Source organism: Mycobacterium sp. JS623 (assembly GCF_000328565.1).
GTDB lineage: Bacteria > Actinomycetota > Actinomycetes > Mycobacteriales > Mycobacteriaceae > Mycobacterium.
Genome location: NC_019966.1, coordinates 5,696,144 through 5,718,111 on the forward strand (window position 1 = coordinate 5,696,144; position 21,968 = coordinate 5,718,111).

The 21,968-nt window shown below is 64.3% G+C and carries 22 protein-coding genes; 11 read left to right on the forward strand and 11 right to left on the reverse strand.

Going from position 1 to position 21,968, the window contains the following annotated elements:
- Positions 1-5 precede the first annotated feature (5 nt).
- Both fadD17 and MYCSM_RS27705 read left to right on the forward strand, forming a co-directional pair.
- Entirely contained in the window at positions 6-1,505 is a 1,500-nt protein-coding gene (gene fadD17 / locus MYCSM_RS27700; protein WP_015309492.1) for a long-chain-fatty-acid--CoA ligase FadD17, read from the forward strand.
- 132 nt (positions 1,506-1,637) lie between these two features.
- The gene (locus MYCSM_RS27705; protein ID WP_015309493.1) at positions 1,638-2,354 is read left to right on the forward strand and encodes a helix-turn-helix domain-containing protein; all 717 of its coding nucleotides are present in this window, start codon (positions 1,638-1,640) and stop codon (positions 2,352-2,354) included.
- Here the strand turns inward: MYCSM_RS27705 and MYCSM_RS27710 are convergent.
- Positions 2,291-2,692 (reverse strand): VOC family protein, encoded by a 402-nt coding sequence (locus MYCSM_RS27710; RefSeq protein WP_015309494.1) that lies wholly within the window; start codon positions 2,690-2,692, stop codon positions 2,291-2,293. The two genes, MYCSM_RS27705 and MYCSM_RS27710, sit on opposite strands and share 64 nt — an antisense overlap.
- 221 nt (positions 2,693-2,913) lie before the next feature.
- Between MYCSM_RS27710 and MYCSM_RS27715 the strand changes: the two genes are divergently transcribed.
- Entirely contained in the window at positions 2,914-3,633 is a 720-nt protein-coding gene (locus MYCSM_RS27715; protein ID WP_015309495.1) for an LpqN/LpqT family lipoprotein, read from the forward strand.
- A gap of 72 nt (positions 3,634-3,705) precedes the next feature.
- On the opposite strand, the gene MYCSM_RS27720 is transcribed toward MYCSM_RS27715, so the two are convergent.
- Both MYCSM_RS27720 and MYCSM_RS27725 read right to left on the reverse strand, forming a co-directional pair.
- On the reverse strand, positions 3,706-4,827 hold the full coding sequence (locus tag MYCSM_RS27720) for an NAD(P)H-dependent flavin oxidoreductase (protein WP_015309496.1): 1,122 nt from the start codon (positions 4,825-4,827) through the stop codon (positions 3,706-3,708).
- Between the two features lie 29 nt (positions 4,828-4,856).
- A complete protein-coding gene (locus MYCSM_RS27725; protein WP_015309497.1) occupies positions 4,857-6,509 on the reverse strand; it encodes an acyl-CoA synthetase in 1,653 nt (550 codons plus the stop codon).
- A 70-nt stretch (positions 6,510-6,579) separates the two neighbouring features.
- Here MYCSM_RS27725 and MYCSM_RS27730 point away from each other — a divergent pair, with 70 nt between their 5' ends.
- Positions 6,580-7,389 (forward strand): crotonase/enoyl-CoA hydratase family protein, encoded by an 810-nt coding sequence (locus tag MYCSM_RS27730; protein ID WP_015309498.1) that lies wholly within the window; start codon positions 6,580-6,582, stop codon positions 7,387-7,389.
- On the opposite strand, the gene MYCSM_RS27735 is transcribed toward MYCSM_RS27730, so the two are convergent.
- The 4 genes from MYCSM_RS27735 to MYCSM_RS27750 form a co-directional block, all read right to left on the reverse strand.
- Positions 7,376-9,124, reverse strand: a complete 1,749-nt coding sequence (locus tag MYCSM_RS27735) for a fatty acyl-AMP ligase (RefSeq protein ID WP_015309499.1) — start codon at positions 9,122-9,124, stop codon at positions 7,376-7,378. The genes MYCSM_RS27730 and MYCSM_RS27735 overlap by 14 nt on opposite strands.
- A gap of 27 nt (positions 9,125-9,151) precedes the next feature.
- On the reverse strand, positions 9,152-10,354 hold the full coding sequence (locus MYCSM_RS27740; RefSeq protein ID WP_015309500.1) for a cytochrome P450: 1,203 nt from the start codon (positions 10,352-10,354) through the stop codon (positions 9,152-9,154).
- Positions 10,351-11,067: an acetoacetate decarboxylase family protein gene (locus MYCSM_RS27745; RefSeq protein WP_015309501.1), complete on the reverse strand. Its 717-nt coding sequence runs from the start codon at positions 11,065-11,067 to the stop codon at positions 10,351-10,353. The genes MYCSM_RS27740 and MYCSM_RS27745 overlap by 4 nt, the downstream gene beginning before the upstream one ends.
- 79 nt (positions 11,068-11,146) lie before the next feature.
- Positions 11,147-12,178 carry an LLM class F420-dependent oxidoreductase gene (locus tag MYCSM_RS27750; protein WP_015309502.1) on the reverse strand — a complete coding sequence of 344 codons (1,032 nt, stop codon included), beginning with the start codon at positions 12,176-12,178 and terminating at the stop codon, positions 11,147-11,149.
- Positions 12,179-12,236: 58 nt separating this feature from the next.
- On the opposite strand from MYCSM_RS27750, the gene MYCSM_RS27755 reads away from it, so the two are divergent.
- Genes MYCSM_RS27755 through MYCSM_RS27775 form a run of 5 tightly spaced genes read left to right on the forward strand, consistent with a single transcriptional unit; the run spans position 12,237 to position 16,765 of the window.
- Positions 12,237-13,226: a Zn-ribbon domain-containing OB-fold protein gene (locus tag MYCSM_RS27755; protein ID WP_015309503.1), complete on the forward strand. Its 990-nt coding sequence runs from the start codon at positions 12,237-12,239 to the stop codon at positions 13,224-13,226.
- 12 nt (positions 13,227-13,238) lie between these two features.
- Positions 13,239-14,303: a thiolase domain-containing protein gene (locus MYCSM_RS27760; RefSeq protein WP_015309504.1), complete on the forward strand. Its 1,065-nt coding sequence runs from the start codon at positions 13,239-13,241 to the stop codon at positions 14,301-14,303.
- Between the two features lie 4 nt (positions 14,304-14,307).
- Positions 14,308-15,489 carry a thiolase domain-containing protein gene (locus tag MYCSM_RS27765; RefSeq protein WP_015309505.1) on the forward strand — a complete coding sequence of 394 codons (1,182 nt, stop codon included), beginning with the start codon at positions 14,308-14,310 and terminating at the stop codon, positions 15,487-15,489.
- Entirely contained in the window at positions 15,486-16,364 is an 879-nt protein-coding gene (locus MYCSM_RS27770; RefSeq protein WP_015309506.1) for a TIGR03619 family F420-dependent LLM class oxidoreductase, read from the forward strand. Before MYCSM_RS27765 ends, MYCSM_RS27770 begins: the two co-directional genes overlap by 4 nt.
- Entirely contained in the window at positions 16,361-16,765 is a 405-nt protein-coding gene (locus MYCSM_RS27775; protein WP_015309507.1) for a nuclear transport factor 2 family protein, read from the forward strand. Before MYCSM_RS27770 ends, MYCSM_RS27775 begins: the two co-directional genes overlap by 4 nt.
- Here the strand turns inward: MYCSM_RS27775 and MYCSM_RS27780 are convergent.
- Positions 16,762-17,748 (reverse strand): MOSC domain-containing protein, encoded by a 987-nt coding sequence (locus tag MYCSM_RS27780; protein ID WP_015309508.1) that lies wholly within the window; start codon positions 17,746-17,748, stop codon positions 16,762-16,764. The two genes, MYCSM_RS27775 and MYCSM_RS27780, sit on opposite strands and share 4 nt — an antisense overlap.
- Positions 17,749-17,770: 22 nt before the next feature.
- Entirely contained in the window at positions 17,771-18,298 is a 528-nt protein-coding gene (locus MYCSM_RS27785) for a gamma carbonic anhydrase family protein (RefSeq protein ID WP_015309509.1), read from the reverse strand.
- A 99-nt stretch (positions 18,299-18,397) separates the two neighbouring features.
- Between MYCSM_RS27785 and MYCSM_RS27790 the strand changes: the two genes are divergently transcribed.
- Positions 18,398-19,543 carry a Rieske 2Fe-2S domain-containing protein gene (locus MYCSM_RS27790; protein WP_015309510.1) on the forward strand — a complete coding sequence of 382 codons (1,146 nt, stop codon included), beginning with the start codon at positions 18,398-18,400 and terminating at the stop codon, positions 19,541-19,543.
- Positions 19,544-20,008 (forward strand): hypothetical protein, encoded by a 465-nt coding sequence (locus MYCSM_RS27795; protein WP_015309511.1) that lies wholly within the window; start codon positions 19,544-19,546, stop codon positions 20,006-20,008.
- Between the two features lie 35 nt (positions 20,009-20,043).
- Here the strand turns inward: MYCSM_RS27795 and MYCSM_RS27800 are convergent, their stop codons facing one another.
- Positions 20,044-21,189 carry a sulfotransferase family protein gene (locus tag MYCSM_RS27800; RefSeq protein WP_015309512.1) on the reverse strand — a complete coding sequence of 382 codons (1,146 nt, stop codon included), beginning with the start codon at positions 21,187-21,189 and terminating at the stop codon, positions 20,044-20,046.
- Entirely contained in the window at positions 21,186-21,968 is a 783-nt protein-coding gene (locus tag MYCSM_RS27805) for an SDR family oxidoreductase (RefSeq protein ID WP_015309513.1), read from the reverse strand. The genes MYCSM_RS27800 and MYCSM_RS27805 overlap by 4 nt, the downstream gene beginning before the upstream one ends.

Genomic DNA, 21,968 nt, shown 5'->3' on the forward strand with positions numbered 1-21,968 from the left:
GCGACGTGACCCTGCCGACCGTCACCGGCCTGCTGGCACCGCTGATCGAGGTCGACGATCGCGGCGTCTACTTCGAGGACGGCTTCACCGGCTGGCGTGACCACATCGCCCACGGTGCCGCGGTCGCTGCGGCTTTGAAGGCGCGCCTCGATCCGGACCAGCCGCCGCACGTCGGTGTGTTGCTGCAGAACACCCCATTCTTCTCGGCGGTGCTCGTCGCCGCGGCGCTGACGGGCATTGTGCCGGTGGGGCTGAATCCGGTGCGGCGGGGTGCCGCCCTGGCCCGCGACGTTACCCACGCGGATTGCCAAGTGGTACTGGCTGATTCGGTGTCGGCGACGGGTCTCGATGTCGACTACATCGATGTCGATTCGCCGGAGTGGGCGGCCGAGGTTGCCGGGTACCGGGACACCCCCGTCGTCGCATACGACGCTCAGCCGAGCGACTTGTTCATGCTTATCTACACCTCGGGCACCAGCGGTGAACCCAAGGCAGTCAAGTGCAGCACGGGCAAGGTCGCGATCGCGGGTGTCACGATGACGCAGCGCTTCTCGCTTGGGCCTGACGACGTCTGCTACGTAGCGATGCCGTTGTTTCATTCAAACGCGGTGCTGGTCGGTTGGGCGGTGGCGATCGCGTGTGGCGGTTCGCTCGTGTTGCGGCGCAAGTTTTCTGCCTCGCAGTTCATCCCCGATGTCCGCCGCTACGGCGCGACGTATGCGAATTACGTCGGCAAGCCGTTGTCGTATGTGCTCGCCACCCCGGAGCACCCCGACGATGCGGATAACCCGCTGCGCGCCGTCTACGGCAATGAGGGTGCGCCTGCCGATGTGGAGCGGTTCGCCAAGCGGTTCAACACGGTGGTGATGGACGGCTTCGGGTCGACGGAGGGCGGCATCGCCATCGGCCGCACACCCGACACCCCGCCCGGCGCACTTGGCCCGCTACCGCCTGGCACCGAGATCGTCGATGTCCAGACCGGTGAGTTGTGCCCGCCCGGTGTGACCGGTGAACTGGTAAACATCTCGGACGCAGGACGTTTCGAGGGTTACTACAACGACCCCGATGCCGAGACCGAGCGGATGCGCGGAGGGATGTACCACAGCGGCGACCTGGCGTACCGCGACGAGAACGGGTACGCATACTTCGCGGGCAGGCTGGGCGATTGGATGCGCGTCGACGGCGAAAACCTCGGGTCGGCGCCGATCGAGCGGGTGCTGCTGCGCCACCCTGACGTGGTCGAGGTGGCGGTGTATGGCATCCCTGCTCCAGACGTCGGTGATCAGGTGATGGCGGCGGCGGTGCTCACCGAGGGCGCCGAGTTCGACGCGGAGAAATTCGCGGCGTTTTTGGCCGAGCAGCCAGATCTCGGGCCCAAGCAATGGCCGTCGTTCGTACGCGTCGGAGCACAGCTGCCGCGGACCGAGACGTTCAAGGTGATCAAGCGGCAGCTGCAGGCTGAGGGCACCGACTGCGCCGACCCGGTGTATCGGATCAACCGCTGATAGCGCGGTGCGTCGCGAAACTGCAGTTATTGAGTGGAACTTCGAGTGCGCCGCGCCATAAGTGCAATCTCGCGACCTTCCCGCAGTTTCGCGGCTCCGCTGTTGTCGTGACGCGGCGGTAGCCTGGCGATCGTGGGCTACCGCGAGTTTTCGCCACCGGCCGCGCTGCGCGACCTGGTCGAATGCGCATGGGTGGTGGACGGCCGGCCCGAGGCAGTGCGGGTCCTTCCCGACGGCTGCATGGACTTGATGCGCATGGACGGCCGGATCATCGTGGCCGGGCCTGACACCAGCGCTTCAGTCCACCCACGTAACGGAGAACCGTTCGTGGGCTTGCGTTTTCATCCCGGAGTGCTGCCCCGTCTGCTCGGAGTTCCTGCCTCAGAACTGCGCAACCAACGCGTTGTGTTGTCCGAGTTGCGAACGACGCCGGGCCATCGTTCGTTGGTGGAATTGGCGGCTTCATTCGCATCCGACGTGCCCCGGCCGGAGACCGCACCCTGGTCGCTGTCGCTACTGGACCACGTAACCAACAGGCTTGCAGCGGGTTCGGCCGTCACCGATGTGGCGCGCGAAATCGGTTGGTCAAGCCGAACCATGCAGCGGCAGTGTGCGGCGATCTACGGCTACGGCCCAGCGATGCTGCGCCGAATCCTGCGGTTCCGGCGAGCCGTGCGACTGCTGGGCGATGGGCTGCCCTACGTAGAGGTGGCCGCCCGCGCTGGGTATGCGGATCAGCCGCACCTGCACCGCGAGGTCCGCGAACTGGCCGGGCTGCCGTTGCGTCAGGTTTCGAGCGACGCAAACAGGTCTACCCAGTTGCCGTCGGGATCCGCCACTGTCGCATAGCGCTGGCCCCACGGCGCGTTGTAGGGCTTGAGCGGACCGGCATGGCCTGTGGCCGTGACCTTCTCGAACAAGGCGTCGACTTGCGCAGGCGAGCCCATCCCGAGGGCCAATGCCACTCGGCCGTCCGGCTGCCTCGCTGGCGGCGCCCATCCCGGATGCATGCGGGCGATCTCCTCATCGGTGTCGAACGACAACGTATTGCCGCCGGGCAGTTCGACCGCGACGTGTGGTCCGTCCGAGTCGGGAATCGGCAGGCCGAGCAGTCGATAGAAATCCAGGGATCGTGATAACTCGTGTGCGAAGATCTGGAAAACAGCAGATGTCAGACGAATATCCATGACGGCAACGCTAAATCGGCGCTGCGAACACTGTCGTGAACAAATCGGACATGTACCGTATCGAATCCGCCTACCCTTGCTGAGATTCGAGCAACGGTGGATTGAGTAGATCTACTCTGCCTGTATAAGTGCGGTTTTGCAATACGCTTCGCTACGGCATATCCGCCGAATCCGTTTGCCGCCACGGCAACCGGCGAGCACAGACTGACAGGAGTTGATTAGTGAAACGCACAGCAATCACTGGGGCTACGGCGATGGCGGCGGCGCTCGCGATTGTGCTGTCCGGTTGCGGCTCTGACACCAAGACTGCACCCAGTACATCCACCTCGACGAAGACGTCCACCAGCACATCGACGAGCGCCAAGGCCGCTCCTTCGTCCAAGCCCAAGGTGGCTCCGCGCGATGAGAACGCCAAGGGACCGAACCCGACGATCGCCAGCTATATCGCGGAGAACAACATTCAGGAGACGCCGGTCAAGCGCGGGGATCCCGGCTCGCCCACCATCGATCTGCCGATTCCCGACGGCTGGGAGCCCGCCGGTGCGGACACTCCCGATTGGGCCTACGGCGCAATCGTTTACACCGGCCCGGATGCCGGTGACTACACGCCGAGCCTCGTCGCGCTGGTCTCGAAACTGACCGGCAACGTCGACCCGCAGAAGATCATCGACCTGGCGCCGGGTGAGCTCAACAACCTGCCCGGGTGGAAGCCGATGAACGAGGGCGAGACGAGCACCCTTGGCGAGTATCCGGCCTACCAGCTCGGTGGCACCTGGACCCAGGACGGCCAGACGAAGATCGTCGCGCAGAAGACGGTCGTGATCCCCGGCAGCGACGGGCTTTACGTCCTGCAGCTCAACGCCGACGGCCTCGAGGACCAGAAGGAAATCATCGGCGCGGCAACAGATGTGATCGATACGGACACGAAGATCACGCCGTAGCTGTCGTCGAGATGCACGTTTTGCAGACGTTTACTCGCACTCTGTCTGCAAAACGTGCATTTCGCGGCTTGGCTAGCTTTCCCTAATCCCGTCGAGGCGTCGGGTGGCGTCCTCGAACCCCTGGACCAACTCCGCGATGATGTCGGCGACGGGACGAATCTCGTTCATTCGCCCGACAATCTGGCCGACCGGCATCGCGACAGTGTCGGGATTGTCCGAATCGTTCATCCGCTGATGGGCCTCACTGACGAGGATGTTCTGCAGCGGCATCGGCAACGGCTCCGGTGCATCGGGTTCATCCCACGCGTCGGTCCACCGGGTCTTGAGCAACCGCGCGGGCTTGCCTGTGTAGATGCGGCGGCGGACGGTGTCGCTGGAGTTGGCGCGCAGCAGCGCTTCCTGAATGGTGGACACTCCGCCCGGCTTGCGGTGGCCGAGGTCGTACTCCGCCGACGTCAGAAACGCCGAGCCCATCCAGACACCCTGTGCGCCAAGGGCCAACGCGGCGGCCACCTGCCTGCCGGTGCCGATGCCTCCGGCCGCCAGCACCGGCGCCTTGCCGTCGAGTGCGTCGACGATCTCCGGCCACAACACCATCGACCCGATTTCGCCGGTGTGCCCACCGGCCTCATGGCCCTGCGCGACGACGATGTCGACACCGTTCTCCACATGGCGCTGCGCATGTTTGGCGCTGCCGGCCAGCGCGGCCACCGGAACACCGGCCTCATGAGCCTGGTCGATGACGTCCTTAGGCGGTGAGCCAAGCGCGTTGGCGATCAGTTTGATCGGATGCTTCAGCGCCACCTCGACGTGCGACCGTGCCACCGAGTGCAGCCAGCCGAGCACGCCCTCGTTGCGCTCCCCCTCGTCCGGTAGCGGTGGAACACCAAGATCGGCAAGGGTTTTGGCGACGAAGTCGCGATGGCTTTGCGGGATGAGCTTGTCGATGTCGACCGCTGAGCCTTCTTGCGGCACCTTGGCGGGCATGACGATGTCCACGCCGTACGGCTTGCCGTCGGTGTTCTCGTCCATCCAGCACAGCACGTTCTCGAGGTCCTCGGCGTCGTTGAACCGCACACACCCGAGCACGCCAAGCCCACCGGCCTTACTGACCGCGGCGGCAACCTTCTCCGATGGCGTGAAGACGAAGATCGGATAGTCGATGCCGAAGCGGTCACACAGCTCGGTGCGCATCTAACTCTCCCGTCGCTTCGCACGCCCCATCATGTTGAGGACCCCACATGATTGGCGTGCACGTCGTCGGCGGGACGCTCCTCGGTTTGGTCCTTCGCCCACCGGTAATCGGGCTTGCCGGCCGGGGTCCGCTGGATTCCGTCGACCCACCAAACCTTGCGCGGCACTTTGTATCCCGCGATTTCGTTGCGCACGAAGGCGTCGAGTTCGGCAAGCGTCGGGTTCGTGCCATCGCGGCGATGCACGACGGCGGCGACGCAGTTGCCGTACCGCTCGTCCGGAACGCCCACCACGAGCGCGTCGAACACGTCCGGGTGGCCCTTGAGCGCGGCCTCGACCTCTTCGGGATAGATCTTCTCGCCGCCGCTGTTGATGGACTGCGAGCCACGGCCAAGCATGGTCACGGACCCGTCTTCTTCGACCTCCGCGTAATCGCCAGGGATCGCGTAGCGGACACCGTTGTAAACTCGGAAGGTCTGCCGGGTTTTTTCTTCGTCCTTGTAGTAACCGACCGGGATATTGCCCTTCTTCGCGATCATCCCGCGTACGCCGGAGCCCGGCTTGACCTCATTGCCGTCCTCGTCGAGGACGACGGTGCGGTGATCGATGGTGACGCGCGGTCCGCCGGTGTGCGACTGGCCCTTGACGACGATGTTGGTGCCGCCGAAGCCGGTTTCCGAAGAGCCGATCGAATCGGTGATGACCCGGTTGGGCAGCAGTTCGAGGAACTTCTCCTTGATGCTGGTGGAGAACAACGCGGCGGTGCTGGCCAACAGGAACAGGCTCGACAAGTCCGGCTCGTGGTCGCCGTCATGCAGCTTGGTCAACGCATCGAGCAGCGGACGTGCCATCGCGTCACCGGTGAAGAACAGCAGGTTGACCTTGTACTTCTCGATCGTCGCCCACACCTCGTCGGCATCAAATTCCGGTGCCAGCACAGTGGTTTGGCCCGAGAACAGCGACATCCAGGTGGCCGATTGCGTCGCGCCGTGGATCATCGGCGGAATGGGGTAGCGGATCATCGGCGGGTTCTCCGCCGCGGCCTTGGCTAGGTCGTACTCGTCCTTGACGAACTCGCCCGTGGCAAAGTCGGTGCCGCCGAACAACACTCGGTAGATGTCCTCGTGGCGCCACATCACGCCCTTGGGGAAACCGGTGGTGCCGCCGGTGTAAAGCAGGTAGATGTCGTCGGCGCTGCGTTCGCCGAAATCACGCTCGGCTGAGGCCTGCTCGAGTGCGGAGTAGAACTCGACGCCGCCGTAGCGGGTAAATGATTCGTCGCTCCCGTCCTCAACAACCAGGATCGTCTTGACGTTCGGGGTCTCGGGCAGCACGTTGGCGACGCGGTCGGCGTAGCGGCGCTCATGCACCAGCGCGACCATGTCGGAGTTCTCGAACAGATACTTCAGTTCGCCCTCGACGTAGCGGAAGTTGACGTTGACCAGGATGGCGCCGGCCTTCACTATGCCGAGCATCGCGATCACGATCTCGATGCGATTGCGGCAGTACAGCCCGACCTTGTCGTCCTTCTTCACACCCTGGTCGATGAGGTAGTGAGCAAGGCGGTTGGCCTTCTCCTCCAACTGGGCGTAGGTGATCTGCTCGTCACCGCAGATCAGGGCAACACGGTCAGGCACAGCGTCGATGGCGTGCTCGGCGAGATCGGCAATGTTCAGGGCCACGAGACCTAAACTAGAACGTGTTACATTTTCATTCAAGTCTGTGGCATCGACGCTGGAAAGAAGGCTGGTCGTGAGCGACGCTGAAACATCGAAAAAGGGCCCCGACGCCCTCCTTGAGCAGCGCGGACACACGTTGATCTTGACGCTGAATCGGCCCGAGGCACGCAACGCGCTTTCCACCGAGATGCTCTCGATCATGGTGGCGGCATGGGACCGCGTCGACAACGATCCGGAAATCCGCAGCTGCATCCTGACCGGCGCTGGCGGGTACTTCTGTGCGGGCATGGACCTGAAGGCGGCAACGGCCAAGCCGCCGGGCGATTCGTTCAAGGACGGCAGCTATGACCCGTCGCGAATCGACGCCCTGCTCAAGGGCAGGCGGCTGACGAAACCGCTCATCGCGGCGGTCGAGGGTCCGGCCATCGCCGGCGGCACCGAGATCCTGCAGGGCACCGACATCCGCGTCGCGGGCGAGAGTGCCAAGTTCGGCGTCTCGGAGGCGAAATGGAGCCTGTACCCAATGGGTGGCTCGGCCGTTCGGCTCGTGCGCCAGATTCCCTACACCGTGGCTTGCGACATCCTGCTGACCGGCCGCCACATCACCGCCGCTGAGGCCAAGGAGATGGGCCTGATCGGTTATGTCGTTCCGGACGGCTCGGCACTGGAGAAGGCGCTGCAGATCGCCGAGGTGATCAACAACAACGGACCGCTGGCCGTGCAGGCGATACTGCGCACGATCCACGAGACCGAGGGTCTGCACGAGAACGACGCATTCAAGATCGACACCAAGATCGGAATCGAGGTGTTCCTCTCCGACGACGCCAAGGAAGGCCCACTGGCGTTCAAGGAAAAGCGCGCGCCGAACTTCAAGATGCGCTGAGATAGCGCTCCCGGCTTGCCCACCGGGCGAGCTTGCCGCTGGTGGTGCGCGGGATGGCACCAGCGCGCACGAAGTGAACCTCGGACGCCGTCAACCCGTGTTTCTGCGACACCAACTTTCGGATGGCCTCGATTGCTGGTGTCGGATCGTCGCGCGCTGTGCCTGCGGCGCGTTCGGCGATGATCACCAGGCGCTGACCGTCGTCGGTGAATGCGACGACGTAGCCTCGCCGCACCATCGGCGACGCTTCCGCCGTGGTGGCCTCGATGTCCTCCGGATAGTGGTGCAAACCATCGATCGTGATACGGTCCGCGATCCGGCCGATGACATAGAGCTCGCCGTCTGAGTACACGCCGAAGTCCCCAGTGCGCAGCCAATCACCTTGACGGGAACGCAATTTGGCGCCGAACGTGTGGCGAGTTTCGTCCGGGCGGCCCCAGTAGCCGCGACAGACGTTGTCGCCCTGCAGCCAGATCTCACCTACGTGGCCGTCGGACAGCTCCTCGGCGGCGTCGGGGTCGACGATCACCGCCGAAAGACTTCGCGCCACCTGACCACACGACACATGCGCCACCGCATTGGGGTCATCGGCGGTCGTCGCGACCGCGCTATCGCGAGCCAATTGTTTGCGGTCGAAATACTTTACGGTCGGCTCTGCACCCGGCTCGATGGTCGACACGAGCAGCGTCGCGTCCGCGATCCCGTAGGACGGCTTGACGGCCGATCGCGGTAAACCGAAGGGCGCGAACGCCTTATCGAAAGCACGGATCGCGTCCATGCTCACGGGTTCGGAGCCGATGATCAACGCCACATTGCTCAGGTCGATATCGTCGGCGGCATCGGGCACCCCACGCTGGGCGGCCCACTCATAGGCGAAGTTCGGCGCGGCGGTGATCACCCGACCCTCGCGTGATCCGGCCGACAACGCATGGATCCACCGCTGCGGCCTGCGGATGAACGCGGTCGGCGTCATCAACGTCGAATGGCCACCGTATACCGCAGGAAAGCCGATCATCGACAAGCCCATGTCGTGGTAGAGCGGTAACCAGCTGACGCCGTGGGTGTTTCGGTCCAACAGGTCGATCGACAGGATCATTTGAATGAGGTTGGTGCCGACCGCGCGGTGGGTGACCTCCACGCCTACGGGCGGCCGCGTCGCGCCGCCGGTGTACTGCAGGTGAGAAACGTCTGCGAGGTCGATTTCCACCGGCCTGAAGACCTCTGCGGCCGAGTCCGGGATCTCGTCGACGGCGATGACGTGTGGTCTTGCGCAGGGCGACACCGTGGTGAGGAACCCGTCCACTGCGTCCCTGACGGCGCTGGTGGTCAACACGAGAGCAGGTTGGGAGTCGTTCAGCGCTGTTTCCAGCCGCTCCGCATGACCGGGCAATTCCGGGGCAAACAACGGCACCGCAATGGTTCCCGCCTTGATGGCCGCATAGAACGCCGCGACGTACTCCAGGCCCTGCGGGGCCAGGATCGCCACCCGGTCATCGCGGCCGGCGATCTGCTGAATACGCGCCCCGATGGCTTCCAGCCGATGCCCGAACCGCATCCAGGTGATCTCTGTCGGCTGGCCAGCCTCTGATCGGGTGAAGTCGAGGTACCGGTAAGCCACGGAGTCCCCGACATTGGCGATGTTGCGCTCGATGAGCGAGATCAGCGTGACGCCGGGCGGCACCTCGACGCCTCCGTCGGCGTCGAGGCATTCCTCGATCTGCAGCAACCCGGCCATGAAGACAGGGTAGGCAGCCCCACTGTCCTAGCCGGTCAGCGGCTTAGTCGGGGTGAATTTCACCGGCATCGACTCCAGGCCGGACACGAAGTTCGCCGGGCGCAGCGGAAGGTCGGCGCCGTCCGCGAGCCTCAGATCGGGTAACCGCTTCAGCACCCGGCTCGTCATGTTGATCAACTCGATCCGGGCCAGCTGGTTCCCAAGGCAGAAATGCGTGCCGAATCCGAATGCCAAGTGGCTGTTGGGATCCCGCTGAATCCGGAAGTTGTCCGGGTCACCGAAAACGGTCTCGTCGAAGTTCGCCGACTCGAACAGCAGGAGCATCTTCTCACCCTGCTTGAGGCTGGCGCCGTGAAATTCCGTGTCGGCAATGATCGTTCGTGCCATGTTCTTCAACGGCGATGTCCAGCGCAGCATCTCCTCGATCGCCCCGGGGAGCTGGCCAGGATCGTTCTGCAGTAGATCCCACTGGTCCCGGTTGCGTATCAGCTGCTCGATACCACCCGAAATCGTGTGACGCGTCGTCTCGTCACCGCCGACGAGGATCAGCAGCGTCTCCTGAAGGATGTCGTCATCGCTCAGCCGTTCGCCGTCGACCTCCGAGTGCACCAGGACGCTGATCAGGTCCTCGGTCGGTTCGGCGCGACGCTGTTCGATCTTGCTGCGGGTGTAGTCGTTGTAGGCGACAAACGCGTCCATGGTGACCTGCATGTCGGCCTCGGACACCGTGGAACTGAGTCCGACCATCATGTCGTCGGACCACTTCAGGAACAGTTCCCGCTCGTCGGGCAGTACGCCGAGCATGTCGCCGATGACCGCCATCGGTAGGGGTGCGGCAAGGTCCCCGACCAAATCGCATTCGCCGCGTTCGCATACCGCGTCGATGAGGATGTCGCACAAACGACCGATCGACTCGTCTTGCACCTTCAACCGCTTTCGCGTGAAGCCGGCGTTGACGAGCTTGCGGCGCAACAGATGCGCCGGATCGTCCATGTCGATCATCATCGGCAGCGGAGGCTGGTCCGGCCTGATGCCACCCGCATTGGAAAACAGTTCGGGTTTGCGCTCGGCCTCGATCACGGCGGCATAGGTGGCCGCCGCGGCCAATCCGTTGCGGTCGCGAAACACGGGCTGGTTGGCCCTCATCCAGCGATAGGCCTCGCGCGAGGCGGGGCGGTCGGCGTAGAAATTGCCGTCGGTCAGATCGACGTCGGGAACCGTGGTCGTCATGAGATCTCCCGAGCGTCGGCGAATGTCATCTCGACATTGCCTGCCGAACTCGACATCAGGGCGCGTTTCGGAAAACCAAGCGAGGCCAGTTCTTTCGCGTATGGATGGTCGCCAAGGCGCACCTGCGCGCCGCCAAGTCGGTAGCGCACATCGTGCAGCGTCATCTCTCCGATGGTTTCGCGAAGCACGCCGTCGCGATATGAGTAGGTCGGATTGGATTGCGGCCGCGAAGTGAGCGCTGCCGGCATCGGCAGGCCCGGATGGAAATCCATGCCGACTGCAAACTGGCCGTCCACGGTCACGTCGAAACTGAACGGCTTGCCTTCGCGAACGGTGAAGTCCGCCATGACTTTTGGATAACCCCAGATTTTCGTTCCCGCCTCGAGCGTGAATGACTGGTCGACAGGAAGGTGGTGGATGAACGCCCCGGCATCCTGAAGGGCCTTCGGCCCGCTCGCATTCGAGCCCGGCGGATTCACCATCACGTTCGTGCCGTACTCGTAGTACTCGCCGAGGTCGCCGTCGAGGTAGTGCATGAGCATCAGCACGACGATGGCGCGACCCGGGAAATATCGGCAGACCTTCAGGCCGCTGTAGTCGATCAGACGCTGCGCGGCGTCAGCGTCCACCGAGAACATCGCCATGTGCTGATTCGCCCGGCGGATGCGCACCGGCATGGTGAGCACGGTGCCTGCAATGGTGTGCTGCGACATGATTGAGCGCTCACGCGAAGACCCTGAGCCAGTCATCCGGCCAATCTAGAACGCGTTCTAGACATGTAGCAAGAAGTGTCTACACCAACCCGGCAAGGTCCCGGATCTGCTCGGGTGACCGAGCCCCGACCACCATCATCGTCACGCCGGCGGCCTCCCATGCCTTGATCTGCTCCTGGACATAGGGAAGGTCGCCGACAATCGCCGAGTCATCGACGAGCTCGTCAGGAATGATCTTGGCGGCCTCGTCCTTGCGGTCGTTGCGGAACAACTTGGTCACGTCGTCTACGACCTCGGCGTAGCCCATCCTCCGGTAGACGTCGGCGTGGAAGTTGGTGTCCTCGGCGCCCATGCCGCCCATGTAGAGCGCCAGGTGCGGCTTCATCAGCTCCATGATCGCCGGGCGGTCGTCGGTGACGACCACCTGTGCGGTCGCGCAGATCTCGAAGTCTTCGCGAGTGCGACGAGCGCCAGGCCGCGCGAAGCCCTCGTCGAGCCACTCGTTGTACATGCCGGCGATCCGGGGCGAGTAGAAGATCGGCAACCAGCCGTCGCAGATCTCGGCGGCCAGCGCGACGTTCTTCGGGCCTTCGGCGCCGAGCATGACCGGGATATCGGCGCGCAGCGGATGCGTGATCGGCTTCAGGTTCTTGCCGAGTCCGGTGGTGCCCTCACCGGAAAGCGGCAACGGGTAGTGCGGGCCGTCGCTGTGCACGGGCGCCTCGCGGGCCCAGACCTGGCGAAGGATGTCGATGTACTCGCGGGTGCGGGCCAGCGGCTTGGGGAACTTCGCGCCGTACCAACCCTCGACGACCTGCGGGCCCGAGACGCCGAGCCCGAGGATGTGCCGTCCACCGGACAGGTGATCCAAGGTCAGCGCCGCCATCGCACATGCGGTGGGCGTGCGGGCCGAGAGCTGGATGACCGAGGTGCCCAGGCGCATGCGCTTGGTCTCGCGGCCCCACCAGGCCAGCGGCGTGTACGCGTCCGAGCCCCAAGCTTCGGCGGTGAACACGGTGTCGAAGCCCGCATCCTCGGCCGCGGCCACCAGTTCGGCGTGGTTTTCGGGCGGCTGCGCCCCCCAATATCCCAGCTGCAAACCCAGCTTCATTAGCCTGCCTCTCGACCCGTGGTTGAAACCATTCTTAGAACCTGTTCTACTCGATGCCGTGACCACCAGCCAAAGCAGCCCGGTGCAGATCGACAAGCATGAGCGGCCACTTTCCGCGCCGCTGAAGCTCTCATTCGACTACACCCGTTCAGTCGGCCCACTCCTCAGCCAGTTCTTCAGCGCCCTGCGCGAGCGGCGCATTCTCGGTGTCCGCGGATCAGACGGGCGCGTGCACGTGCCGCCCGCAGAGTACGACCCGGTCACGTACCAACAATTGACCGAGATCGTACCGGTGAGCAGCGTCGGCACGGTGCTGTCATGGACGTGGCAGTCGACCCCGCTGGAGGGCCAACCGCTGGACCGTCCGTTCGCATGGGCGCTCATCAAGCTGGACGGCGCCGACACCGCGCTGCTGCACGCGGTCGATGCGGGCACCTCCGACGCCATCAGCACCGGCGCCCGCGTGCACGCGCACTGGGTTGACGAGCCGGTCGGCGCGATCACCGACATCGCCTGCTTCCTCCCTGGCGAAGATGCCGAGCCGGCGGGCCAGCCTGACGACCGCGAGCCGGTCAAGATCCAGGTGACGCCGTCGTCCATCGAGATTCAGCACACCGCGTCGCTGCCCGAGACCACATTCCTCAAGGCGCTGGAAGAGGGCAAGCTACTGGGCGCGCGCACCGGCGACAACGGGAAGGTGTATTTCCCGCCCAAGGAGGCCGACCCGGCCACCGGCCTGGAACTCGACCAGTTCATCGAGCTGCCCGACAAGGGCACGGTCACCACGTTCGCGATCATCAACATCCCGTTCTCGGGCCAGCGGATCAAGCCGCCCTACGTCGCGGCCTATGTGCTGCTGGACGGCGCGGACATCCCGTTCCTGCACCTGGTCACCGAGATCGACCCGGCCGACGTCCGGATGGGTATGCGGGTCCAGGCCGTGTGGAAGCCGCGCGAGGAGTGGGGCCTTGGCATCGACAACATCGACTACTTCCGGCCGACGGGTGAGCCCGACGCCGACTACGACACCTACAAGCACCACCTGTAAAGGCGAGATCTGATGACCTCAAATGACGGAGTAGCAGTGGTGGGCTTCGCGCACGCACCCCACGTTCGCCGCACCGACGGCACCACCAACGGCGTCGAGATGCTCATGCCGTGCTTTCGCCAGCTCTACGACGAACTCGGCCTGCAGCAGACCGACATCGGCTTCTGGTGTTCGGGATCGTCGGATTATCTTGCCGGGCGGGCGTTCTCGTTTATCTCTGCGATCGACTCGATCGGTGCGGTGCCCCCCATCAACGAGTCGCATGTCGAGATGGACGCGGCATGGGCGCTGTACGAGGCCTACATCAAGCTCCTGACCGGGCAGGTCGAGACCGCACTGGTGTACGGGTTCGGCAAGTCGTCGGCCGGCACGTTGCGTCGGGTGCTCGCACTGCAGACCGACCCGTACACAGTCGCGCCGCTGTGGCCGGATTCGGTGTCGATGGCCGGTCTGCAGGCCCGGATGGGACTCGACGCAGGCAAGTGGACCGCCGAGCAGATGGCGCAAGTGGCGCTGGATTCCTTTGCGGCGGCGGGCCGTACCGACTCGGAGAAGCCTGCCAAGTCCGTCGATGAGCTCCTGTCTCGGCCGTTCTTCGCGGACCCGTTGCGTCGCCACGACATCGCGCCGATCACCGATGGTGCGTCCGCGATCGTGCTGGCCGCAGGTGAGAGGGCCCGCGAGTTGCGCGAAAATCCCGCGTGGATCACTGGTTTCGAGCACCGCATCGAGACTCCGATACTGGGCGCGCGTGACCTGACCACCTCGCCGTCGACGGCAGCGTCGGCCAAGGCGGCTACCGGCGGCGACACCGGCTCCATCGAGGTAGCCGAGATCTACGCGGCGTTCACCCATCAGCAGTTGATCCTCACCGAAGCGATCGGGCTGCCGTCATCGACGAAAGTGAACCCCTCGGGCGGCGCGTTGGCGGCCAACCCGATGTTCTCGGCCGGGCTGGAACGCATCGGCTTTGCCGCACAGCACATCTTCGACGGGTCAGCCCAGCGGGTGCTGGCGCACGCCACGAGCGGGCCTGTGCTGCAACAGAATCTCGTCGCCGTCCTGGAAGGGAAATAGTCCGATGGCGGGTCCATCCCAAAAGAATTTGGCTGCGGTGCTGGGCACCGGGCAGACCAAGTACGTCGCCAAGCGCCACGACGTGTCGATGAACGGCCTGGTTCGCGAGGCCATCGACAGGGCGTTGGCGGATTCGGGTTCGACGTTCGACGACATCGACGCGGTGGTGGTCGGCAAGGCACCCGACTTCTTCGAGGGCGTGATGATGCCCGAACTGTTCATGGCCGACGCGACGGGGGCGACGAACAAGCCGTTGATCCGCGTGCATACCGCGGGCTCGGTCGGCGGTTCGACCGCGATCGTCGCGGCCAGTCTCGTGCAATCGGGCAAGTACAAGCGCGTTCTGACCATGGCGTGGGAAAAGCAGTCCGAGTCAAACGCGATGTGGGCCTTGAGCATTCCGGTGCCGTTCACCAAGCCTGTCGGCGCTGGCGCCGGCGGCTACTTCGCACCGCACGTACGGGCATACATCCGCCGTTCGGGCGCACCGACACATATCGGCGCGATGGTCGCAGTGAAAGATCGGCGCAACGGCGCCAAGAATCCACTAGCGCATCTGCACCAGCCCGACATCACATTGGAGAAAGTGATGGAGTCCCCGATGCTGTGGGATCCGATCCGCTACGACGAGACCTGCCCGTCGTCGGACGGCGCGGCAGCGATGGTGATCGGTAACGAGGCCGCCGCCGACGCCCGGGTGGCCGAAGGTCATCCTGTCGCATGGATCCACGCCACGTCGCTACGCACCGAACCACTGGCCTACGCCGGTCGCGACCAAGTCAACCCCCAGGCCAGCCGTGACGCCGCCGCCGCATTGTGGAAGGCCGCCGGAATCAAGAGCCCGATCGACGAGATCGACGCCGCCGAGGTGTACGTGCCCTTCTCGTGGTACGAGCCGATGTGGTTGGAGAGCCTGGGTTTTGCACCCGAGGGCGAAGGCTGGAAGCTCACCGAGGCCGGTGAAACAGAGATCACCGGCCGGATCCCGCTCAACGCCTCCGGTGGCGTGCTGTCGTCGAATCCAATCGGCGCATCGGGCATGATCCGGTTCGCCGAGTCAGCGATCCAGGTCATGGGCAAGGCCGGCGACCATCAGGTGCCAGGCGCCCGCAAGGCGTTGGGGCACGCGTACGGCGGTGGCGCGCAGTACTACTCGATGTGGGTCGTTGGGGCGGACAAGCCGTGAAATACACCGTCAGCGTGGCGATGAGCCCGATCGAGCAACTCATCGAACTCGCGAAGACCGCGGAGGAAGTCGGCTTCGACTCGATCGCGCTGCCGGACTCGATCTTCTACATGGAGAAGCAATCGACTGATTACCCGTACACCGCTGACGGGTCGCGGATGTGGAACGAGGACACCCCGTGGGCCGATCCGCTGATCGTCGCGGGCGCGATGGGCGCGGTGACGTCGACGCTGCGGTTTTACACCAACGTGATGAAGCTCGGCTCGCGAAACCCCTTACTGCTCGCGCGCCAAGTTGGCTCGGTGGCGAACCTGACCAACAACCGCTTCGGGTTCGGTGTCGGAATCGGCTGGGCGCCAGAGGAATTCGAGTGGTGCGGCGTCCCGTATGCGAAACGCGGTAAGCGCGTCGACGAGATGATCGACGTAATCAAGCTGGTGCTCGGCGGCGGCATGGTCGAATTCCACGGCGACTTCTATGACTTCGACAAGCTGCAGATGAGCCCCGCTCCGAGCAAGCCGGTGCCGTTCTATGTCGGCGGCCACACCGAGGTGGCCCTGCGGCGGGCCGCACGGATCGGCGACGGGTGGACCAGTGCGATGTTGACCTGCGACCAATTGGCCCAGATCATCGGCAAGCTGAAGGCGCTGCTGGACGAACACGGCCGTGCCGACGACCCATTCGAGTTCCAGGCGGTGTGCATCGACAAGTTCGACGTCGACGGACACCGCGAGCTCGCTGAAGCGGGCGTCACCGACAACATCGTCATCCCGTGGATCTTCGACGGTCATGACTTCGACGCGCCCATCGACAAGAAGAAAGACTCGCTGAAGCGCTTCGCCGACACCTATATCCACTCCGGTTGGCAGCGGTGACGGACTCCCCGGTTCATCTGGCGGGCAAGCGTTCCCGCGAAGCTGCGGTCGCACACGATAAACAAGCGTGGCTCGCGGTGTTCGCCGACGACGCCATCGTCGAGGATCCGATCGGGCCCTCGCACTTTGACCCCGAGGGCAAGGGCCACCGCGGCAAGGAGGCGATCGCGAAGTTCTACGACATGGCGATCGCGCCGAGCGAGCTGGCGTTCAACTTCGAGAAGACCTACGTCTGCGGCAACGAGGAAGCCAACGTCGGCCACATCGTGATCAGGGCCGCCGGCTACGAAGTCACCGCTGAGGGAGTGTTCACCTACCGCGTCGACGACGACGGCAAGATCGTCGCACTGCGGGCCTACTGGGAACTCGACAAGGCGACCGCGAGCGCACGCAAGCTCTAGCGCGACAGGCGCTCCATCGCTTCGTTGACCAAGCCGAAAGTGAGCCGCTTGGTACGCCGCGCGGCGTTGAGGACTGCTTTGCGGCCCGCCGAGACAGGCTGGAGCGCAACGCCATCGCCGACACGAACGCTGCCGCCGATTTGGACCCAGCAGTAGACGCCGAGGCATCGGTCCGCTCGAGTAGCCACGGCCTTGGTGATGCGGCGGTCGACCTCGATACCGGGTTGCGCGCGGCTGGGCATGACGCACCGAATCGTCGGCATCGCGACGTGGAGAACCACGTCGCCAACCGCGAGGTTCGCGCCCGTCCAGTGTGACTCCGGTAGCTCGTCTTCTGGATTGTCCAGTGCCAGTAGTACATTGGGCCGGAATCGGCGCACATTGAGATCGCTGCCGACCTCTGCGCCGATAGTTGCCAGGCTGGTCTTGGTCAACACATGAATAGGAGCAAGGTCGACGAACATGCCAGGCGGGGTCGAGTAGCGGGTGAAGTTGACCATGTCCGAGACCCGCACCATCGAAAGGTCGGGCAGCTTCTCATCGTCTGACATGCCAAAGGCGGAGCGAAGCCAACCGGCCGACATGGTTTCGGAGCGCTCTTCACGAGTCAGCTTGTGCAGGCTGGTGTCGTCGGCAGGCGGCAGCGCAGTCAACCGCACCTCGCGCCCCACGAGCTCGGAGAGCTTGGCGTGCACACCGTCGTCGCTGCTGGACATCACCGTCCCGTCGGGGAAGCTGATTTCGACCTCGGGGACGTTGCCAGGGCCCGCGTCGGGTGGGACCGCGCCGAGGTAACGAGCGGTCGCGGTCAGGAGCACCGGGAGTTGCCGCGCGGATGCCGTGACGTCCTTCGCTACATCGCGAACGGCCCATAAGCGGTCGCCAAGCACTCCTCTGGCGCTCAGGTCGGCCTGTTCAATCTGCGTCCCGCCCAGCGACTTGACGGGGTACCGCCACAGTTCGGCGACCTGGCCGATGGTCATGACGCCACGGTACGGCGCACCGCTAGGTAACGGGCTGCATTCCGGTCATGTAGCGGCGGGCCAGGTCCTGATAGGCGCCGGGGTTGGTGTCCACCCACATCTGGGCACCGGTGCCCGCGATCGGACCCCGCACCTTGGCGGGCGAGCCGGTCACCAGGACCTCGTCGGGGATCTTCGTGCCGCCGACCACCAGCGAATGGGCGGCGATGAGGCTGCGGGCACCGATGACGGCGCCATCGAGGACCGTGCAATGGTTGGCGAGCACGGCCTGGGCCCCGATGTGCACCCCGTGCACCACGCAGCCGTGCGCAACCGTCGCACCGGGGCCGACGTCGACCGGAATGCCAGGCGGGGCGTGCAGCACGCAGTTGTCCTGCACGTTGGCGCCCTCACGGATGATGATCGGGGCGAAGTCCGCACGGATGACCGCGTTGAACCACACCGACGCACCCGCCTCGACGTGGACGTCGCCGACCAGCGTCGCGGTGGGGGCGATGAATGCGCCTCCATCGATCGTCGGCGAGCGACCCTCAAATGAGTACAACGGCATCGTCTAGATATACCGCAGGTAAAACCCGTCTAGATTGCGCCCCGGGGGGCAAAAACTGTAACGTGTTCTAGTTAGAGAGCACAGATTGGGAGGCCCGAGGTGACCACCGAAACCGCAGGCATTCGCGAGATCGACGCCGGCGCGCTGCCGGACAGGTACGCGCGTGGCTGGCACTGCCTTGGCCCGGTGCAGGACTACCTGGACGGAAAGCCGCACGGCATCGAGATCTTCGGCACCATGCTGGTGGTCTTCGCCGACTCCAATGGCGACGTCAAGGTGCTTGACGGGTACTGCAGGCACATGGGCGGCAATCTCGCTCAGGGCACGATCAAGGGCGACGAGGTCGCCTGCCCGTTCCACGACTGGCGCTGGGGCGGCGACGGCAAGTGCAAGCTGGTGCCCTACGCCAAGCGAACGCCCCGGCTGGCCCGCACCCGGTCGTGGTCCACCGATGTCCGCGGCGGGCTGTTGTTCGTGTGGCACGACCACGAAGGCAACCCACCGCAGCCAGAGGTGCGTGTCCCAGAGATTCCCGAGGCCGCCAGCGACGAGTGGACCGACTGGAAGTGGAACTCGATCCTGATCGAGGGTTCGAACTGCCGCGACATCATCGACAACGTCACCGACATGGCGCACTTCTTCTACATCCATTTCGGCCTGCCGACGTATTTCAAGAACGTCTTCGAGGGCCACATCGCGTCGCAGTACCTGCACAACGTCGGCCGCCCGGATATCAACGACATGGGCACCACTTACGGTGAGGCGCACCTGGATTCGGAGGCGTCGTACTTCGGTCCGTCGTTCATGATCAACTGGCTGCACAACAGCTATGGCGGATTCAAGGCCGAGTCGATCCTGATCAACTGCCACTATCCGGTCACCCAGAATTCCTTCATGCTGCAGTGGGGTGTGATCGTCGAGAAGCCGAAGGGGCTCGACGAGGAGACGACCGAAAAGCTGGCGACGGTGTTCACCGAGGGTGTCAGCAAGGGCTTCCTGCAGGACGTCGAAATCTGGAAGCACAAGACCCGCATCGACAACCCGCTGCTGGTCGAGGAGGACGGCGCGGTCTATCAGATGCGCCGCTGGTATCAGCAGTTCTATGTGAATGCGGCGGACGTGACGCCCGACATGACCGACCGCTTCGAGATCGAGATCGACACGACGGCCGCCAACGAGAAGTGGCATGTCGAGGTCGAGGAGAATCTCAAGCAGCAGGCTGCCGAGGAAAAGACCGGCTCTTAAATGACGCCGCGCGATCAAGCCCCAGACGTCGACCAGCTCGCCCGGTCGATGCTGAGGCTCTATGGCGCACACGACGATGACGACGAGCACCGCGCGAATTCGGACATTGGTGCCCGAAGTTTATCTGGCGCACCGGACTTCGCGTCCGACCCGGACCGGGCAGCCGCGGTGCGGGAAGCCAGCCTGCGCGACCGGGAGCGGTACCTGACGTCGGGACTGGTCTCGGTCGACTGCCGTTTCTGTCACGTCACAGTGCAGGTGAAAAAGCTGGGGCCGGGGCATACTTCCGTGCAGTGGAACACGGAGGCCTCACAACGTTGCGCGTACTTCAGCGAGATCCGGCAGTCCGGTGGTGAGTCCGCTCGCGCCCGGGCGTGCCCGAAGCTTGCCGACAGCATCAAACACGCGGTCGCCGAGGGGTGCTTGGAGGAAGTCTCTAGTGCTGCTTCGCCGGGCGACGGGTGACGTTCTGGGTCGGTTGTGTGCAGTTTGTGGCGGTGTCACAGCCCCTTGAAGCGTTCTTTGACCTGCTCGTCGGTCAAGCCGTAGTCGGCCAGGGAATACGCGTGCTTCGGCGCACGCGGGCCCTTCTTGCTCTCGGTGTGGGTGTTCTCTGCGGCCGCGCGGGTCTCGTCGGTGAAGTCGATGCCGAAGTGGCGATAGATCTTCTCCAGCTCGCGGACCGGATCGGCGATGAAGTCGAAGTAGTCCATATCGTAAAACTGCGTTGAATCATGCTTGGCCCGTTCGGCATTGAACAGCTCCAGGCCGCGCGACCACGTCTCCAGCGAGTCCTGGCCGATCGTCTCACCGACGAAAGTGGTCGACCAACCTTCGGTCGTGTGCTGCGCCAGCGAGCACATCGACGCCATGATCGTCTCGGCGGGCCGGTGGCACTGAATCACCAGCGCGTCGGGATACGTCGCGAACAATGCATCGAGCGCGAACAGGTGGCTCGGGTTCTTCAGTACCCATCGCTTCTCGGCGTCGTTCAGCCCGATCAGCTGAAGGTTCTTGCGGTGCCTCCGATATGACCGCGTCCAGTCCTGCTTGGCCAACCAGCGCGCATAGGTCGGGACATGCGCGAGCGTCTCGTACGACACCGAGTGCAGCGACTGCCGCAACAACTGCCAGCACTCCTCGACATCGTCGGCGGTCATGTAATGCAGGCCGGTGTAGTCGGGGTTTTCGTTGTGCGCCTTGGTGAATTGCGCGTCAAGCTGCTGAAAAACCGGGTTCTCCGACCAGGTTTCGCGCGGCGGACGGGGCTGGGGGAACTCGGCGAGCCACAGCTGAAGACCCTGGTGTCGCGGATCGGCGGCCAACAGCCGGTGCAACGCGGTGGTGCCAGTGCGCGGCAGACCGGTGACGAAAATCGGCCGCTCAATCGCCACATCGGCGTGCTGTGGGTACTGCTTGAACGCCGCCTCGGATACCAGTCGCGCCACCAGAGCGTTGCGCACAAAGAAGCGATTCATCTTGCTGCCCAGCTCGGTGAGTCCGGCGTCGTTCTTGAAGGACTCGAGCAGCACCCCGAGCGCCTCACGGTAGTTGTCGTCATCGGCACCGAAATCGTCGAGCCCGCAGGCCTTCGTCGCCGACGCGTGCAAATCCTCGACGGTCCCGACATCGGTACGTGGTGTCACGCTTTGAACTCCCCGCAGTTCACGTCGAGGGTCTGTCCGGTGATTCCGCTCGACAGGTCGCTGGCCATGAACAGAATCGCCGACGCCACCTCGTCCTCGGTGGGCAGCCGCTTCAGGTCGCTGTTGACCGCGGCGGCCTTGTAGATCTCGTCGACGGTGGTGCCGTACTTCGAAGCCTGATGCTCGAAGTAACCCTGCAGCGTGCCGCCCCAGATGTAGCCGGGCAACACGGAATTCACCCGAATACCTTGGGGGCCAAGCTCACTGGCCAGCGACTGCGACATGGCCAGCAAGGCCGATTTGGCCATCTTGTACGCGCCCTGCTTCGGGTCGGAGTGGCGCACCACCATCGAGTTGACGTTGACGATCGCGCCCTTCGCCTCCGTCAATGCAGGCGTGAAGCCCTGGATCAACCGCAGTGCGCCAAGCACGGTGAGCTCCAACGTGTCTCGAATGTGGTCAAAGGTGGTGTTCGCGAAGGGCTTCATGGACGGCACCTTGAACGCGTTGTTGATCAACACGTCGACCTTGCCGTACGCCGTCAGCGTCTCGGACACGAGGTTGTTCACCTGTGCCTCATCGGTGATGTCAGTACCCACCGACACCGCACGCCGACCGAGATCGGTGATCTGCTTCGCGACGTCCTCCAGGCGCTCGACGGTGCGGGCCGCCAGCACCAGGTCGGCACCGGCCTCGGCACAGCGCCGCGCGAGCGTGGTGCCAAGGGCAGGACCCACACCGCTGATCACGACAACCTTGTTGTCCAGCAAACCGGCCAT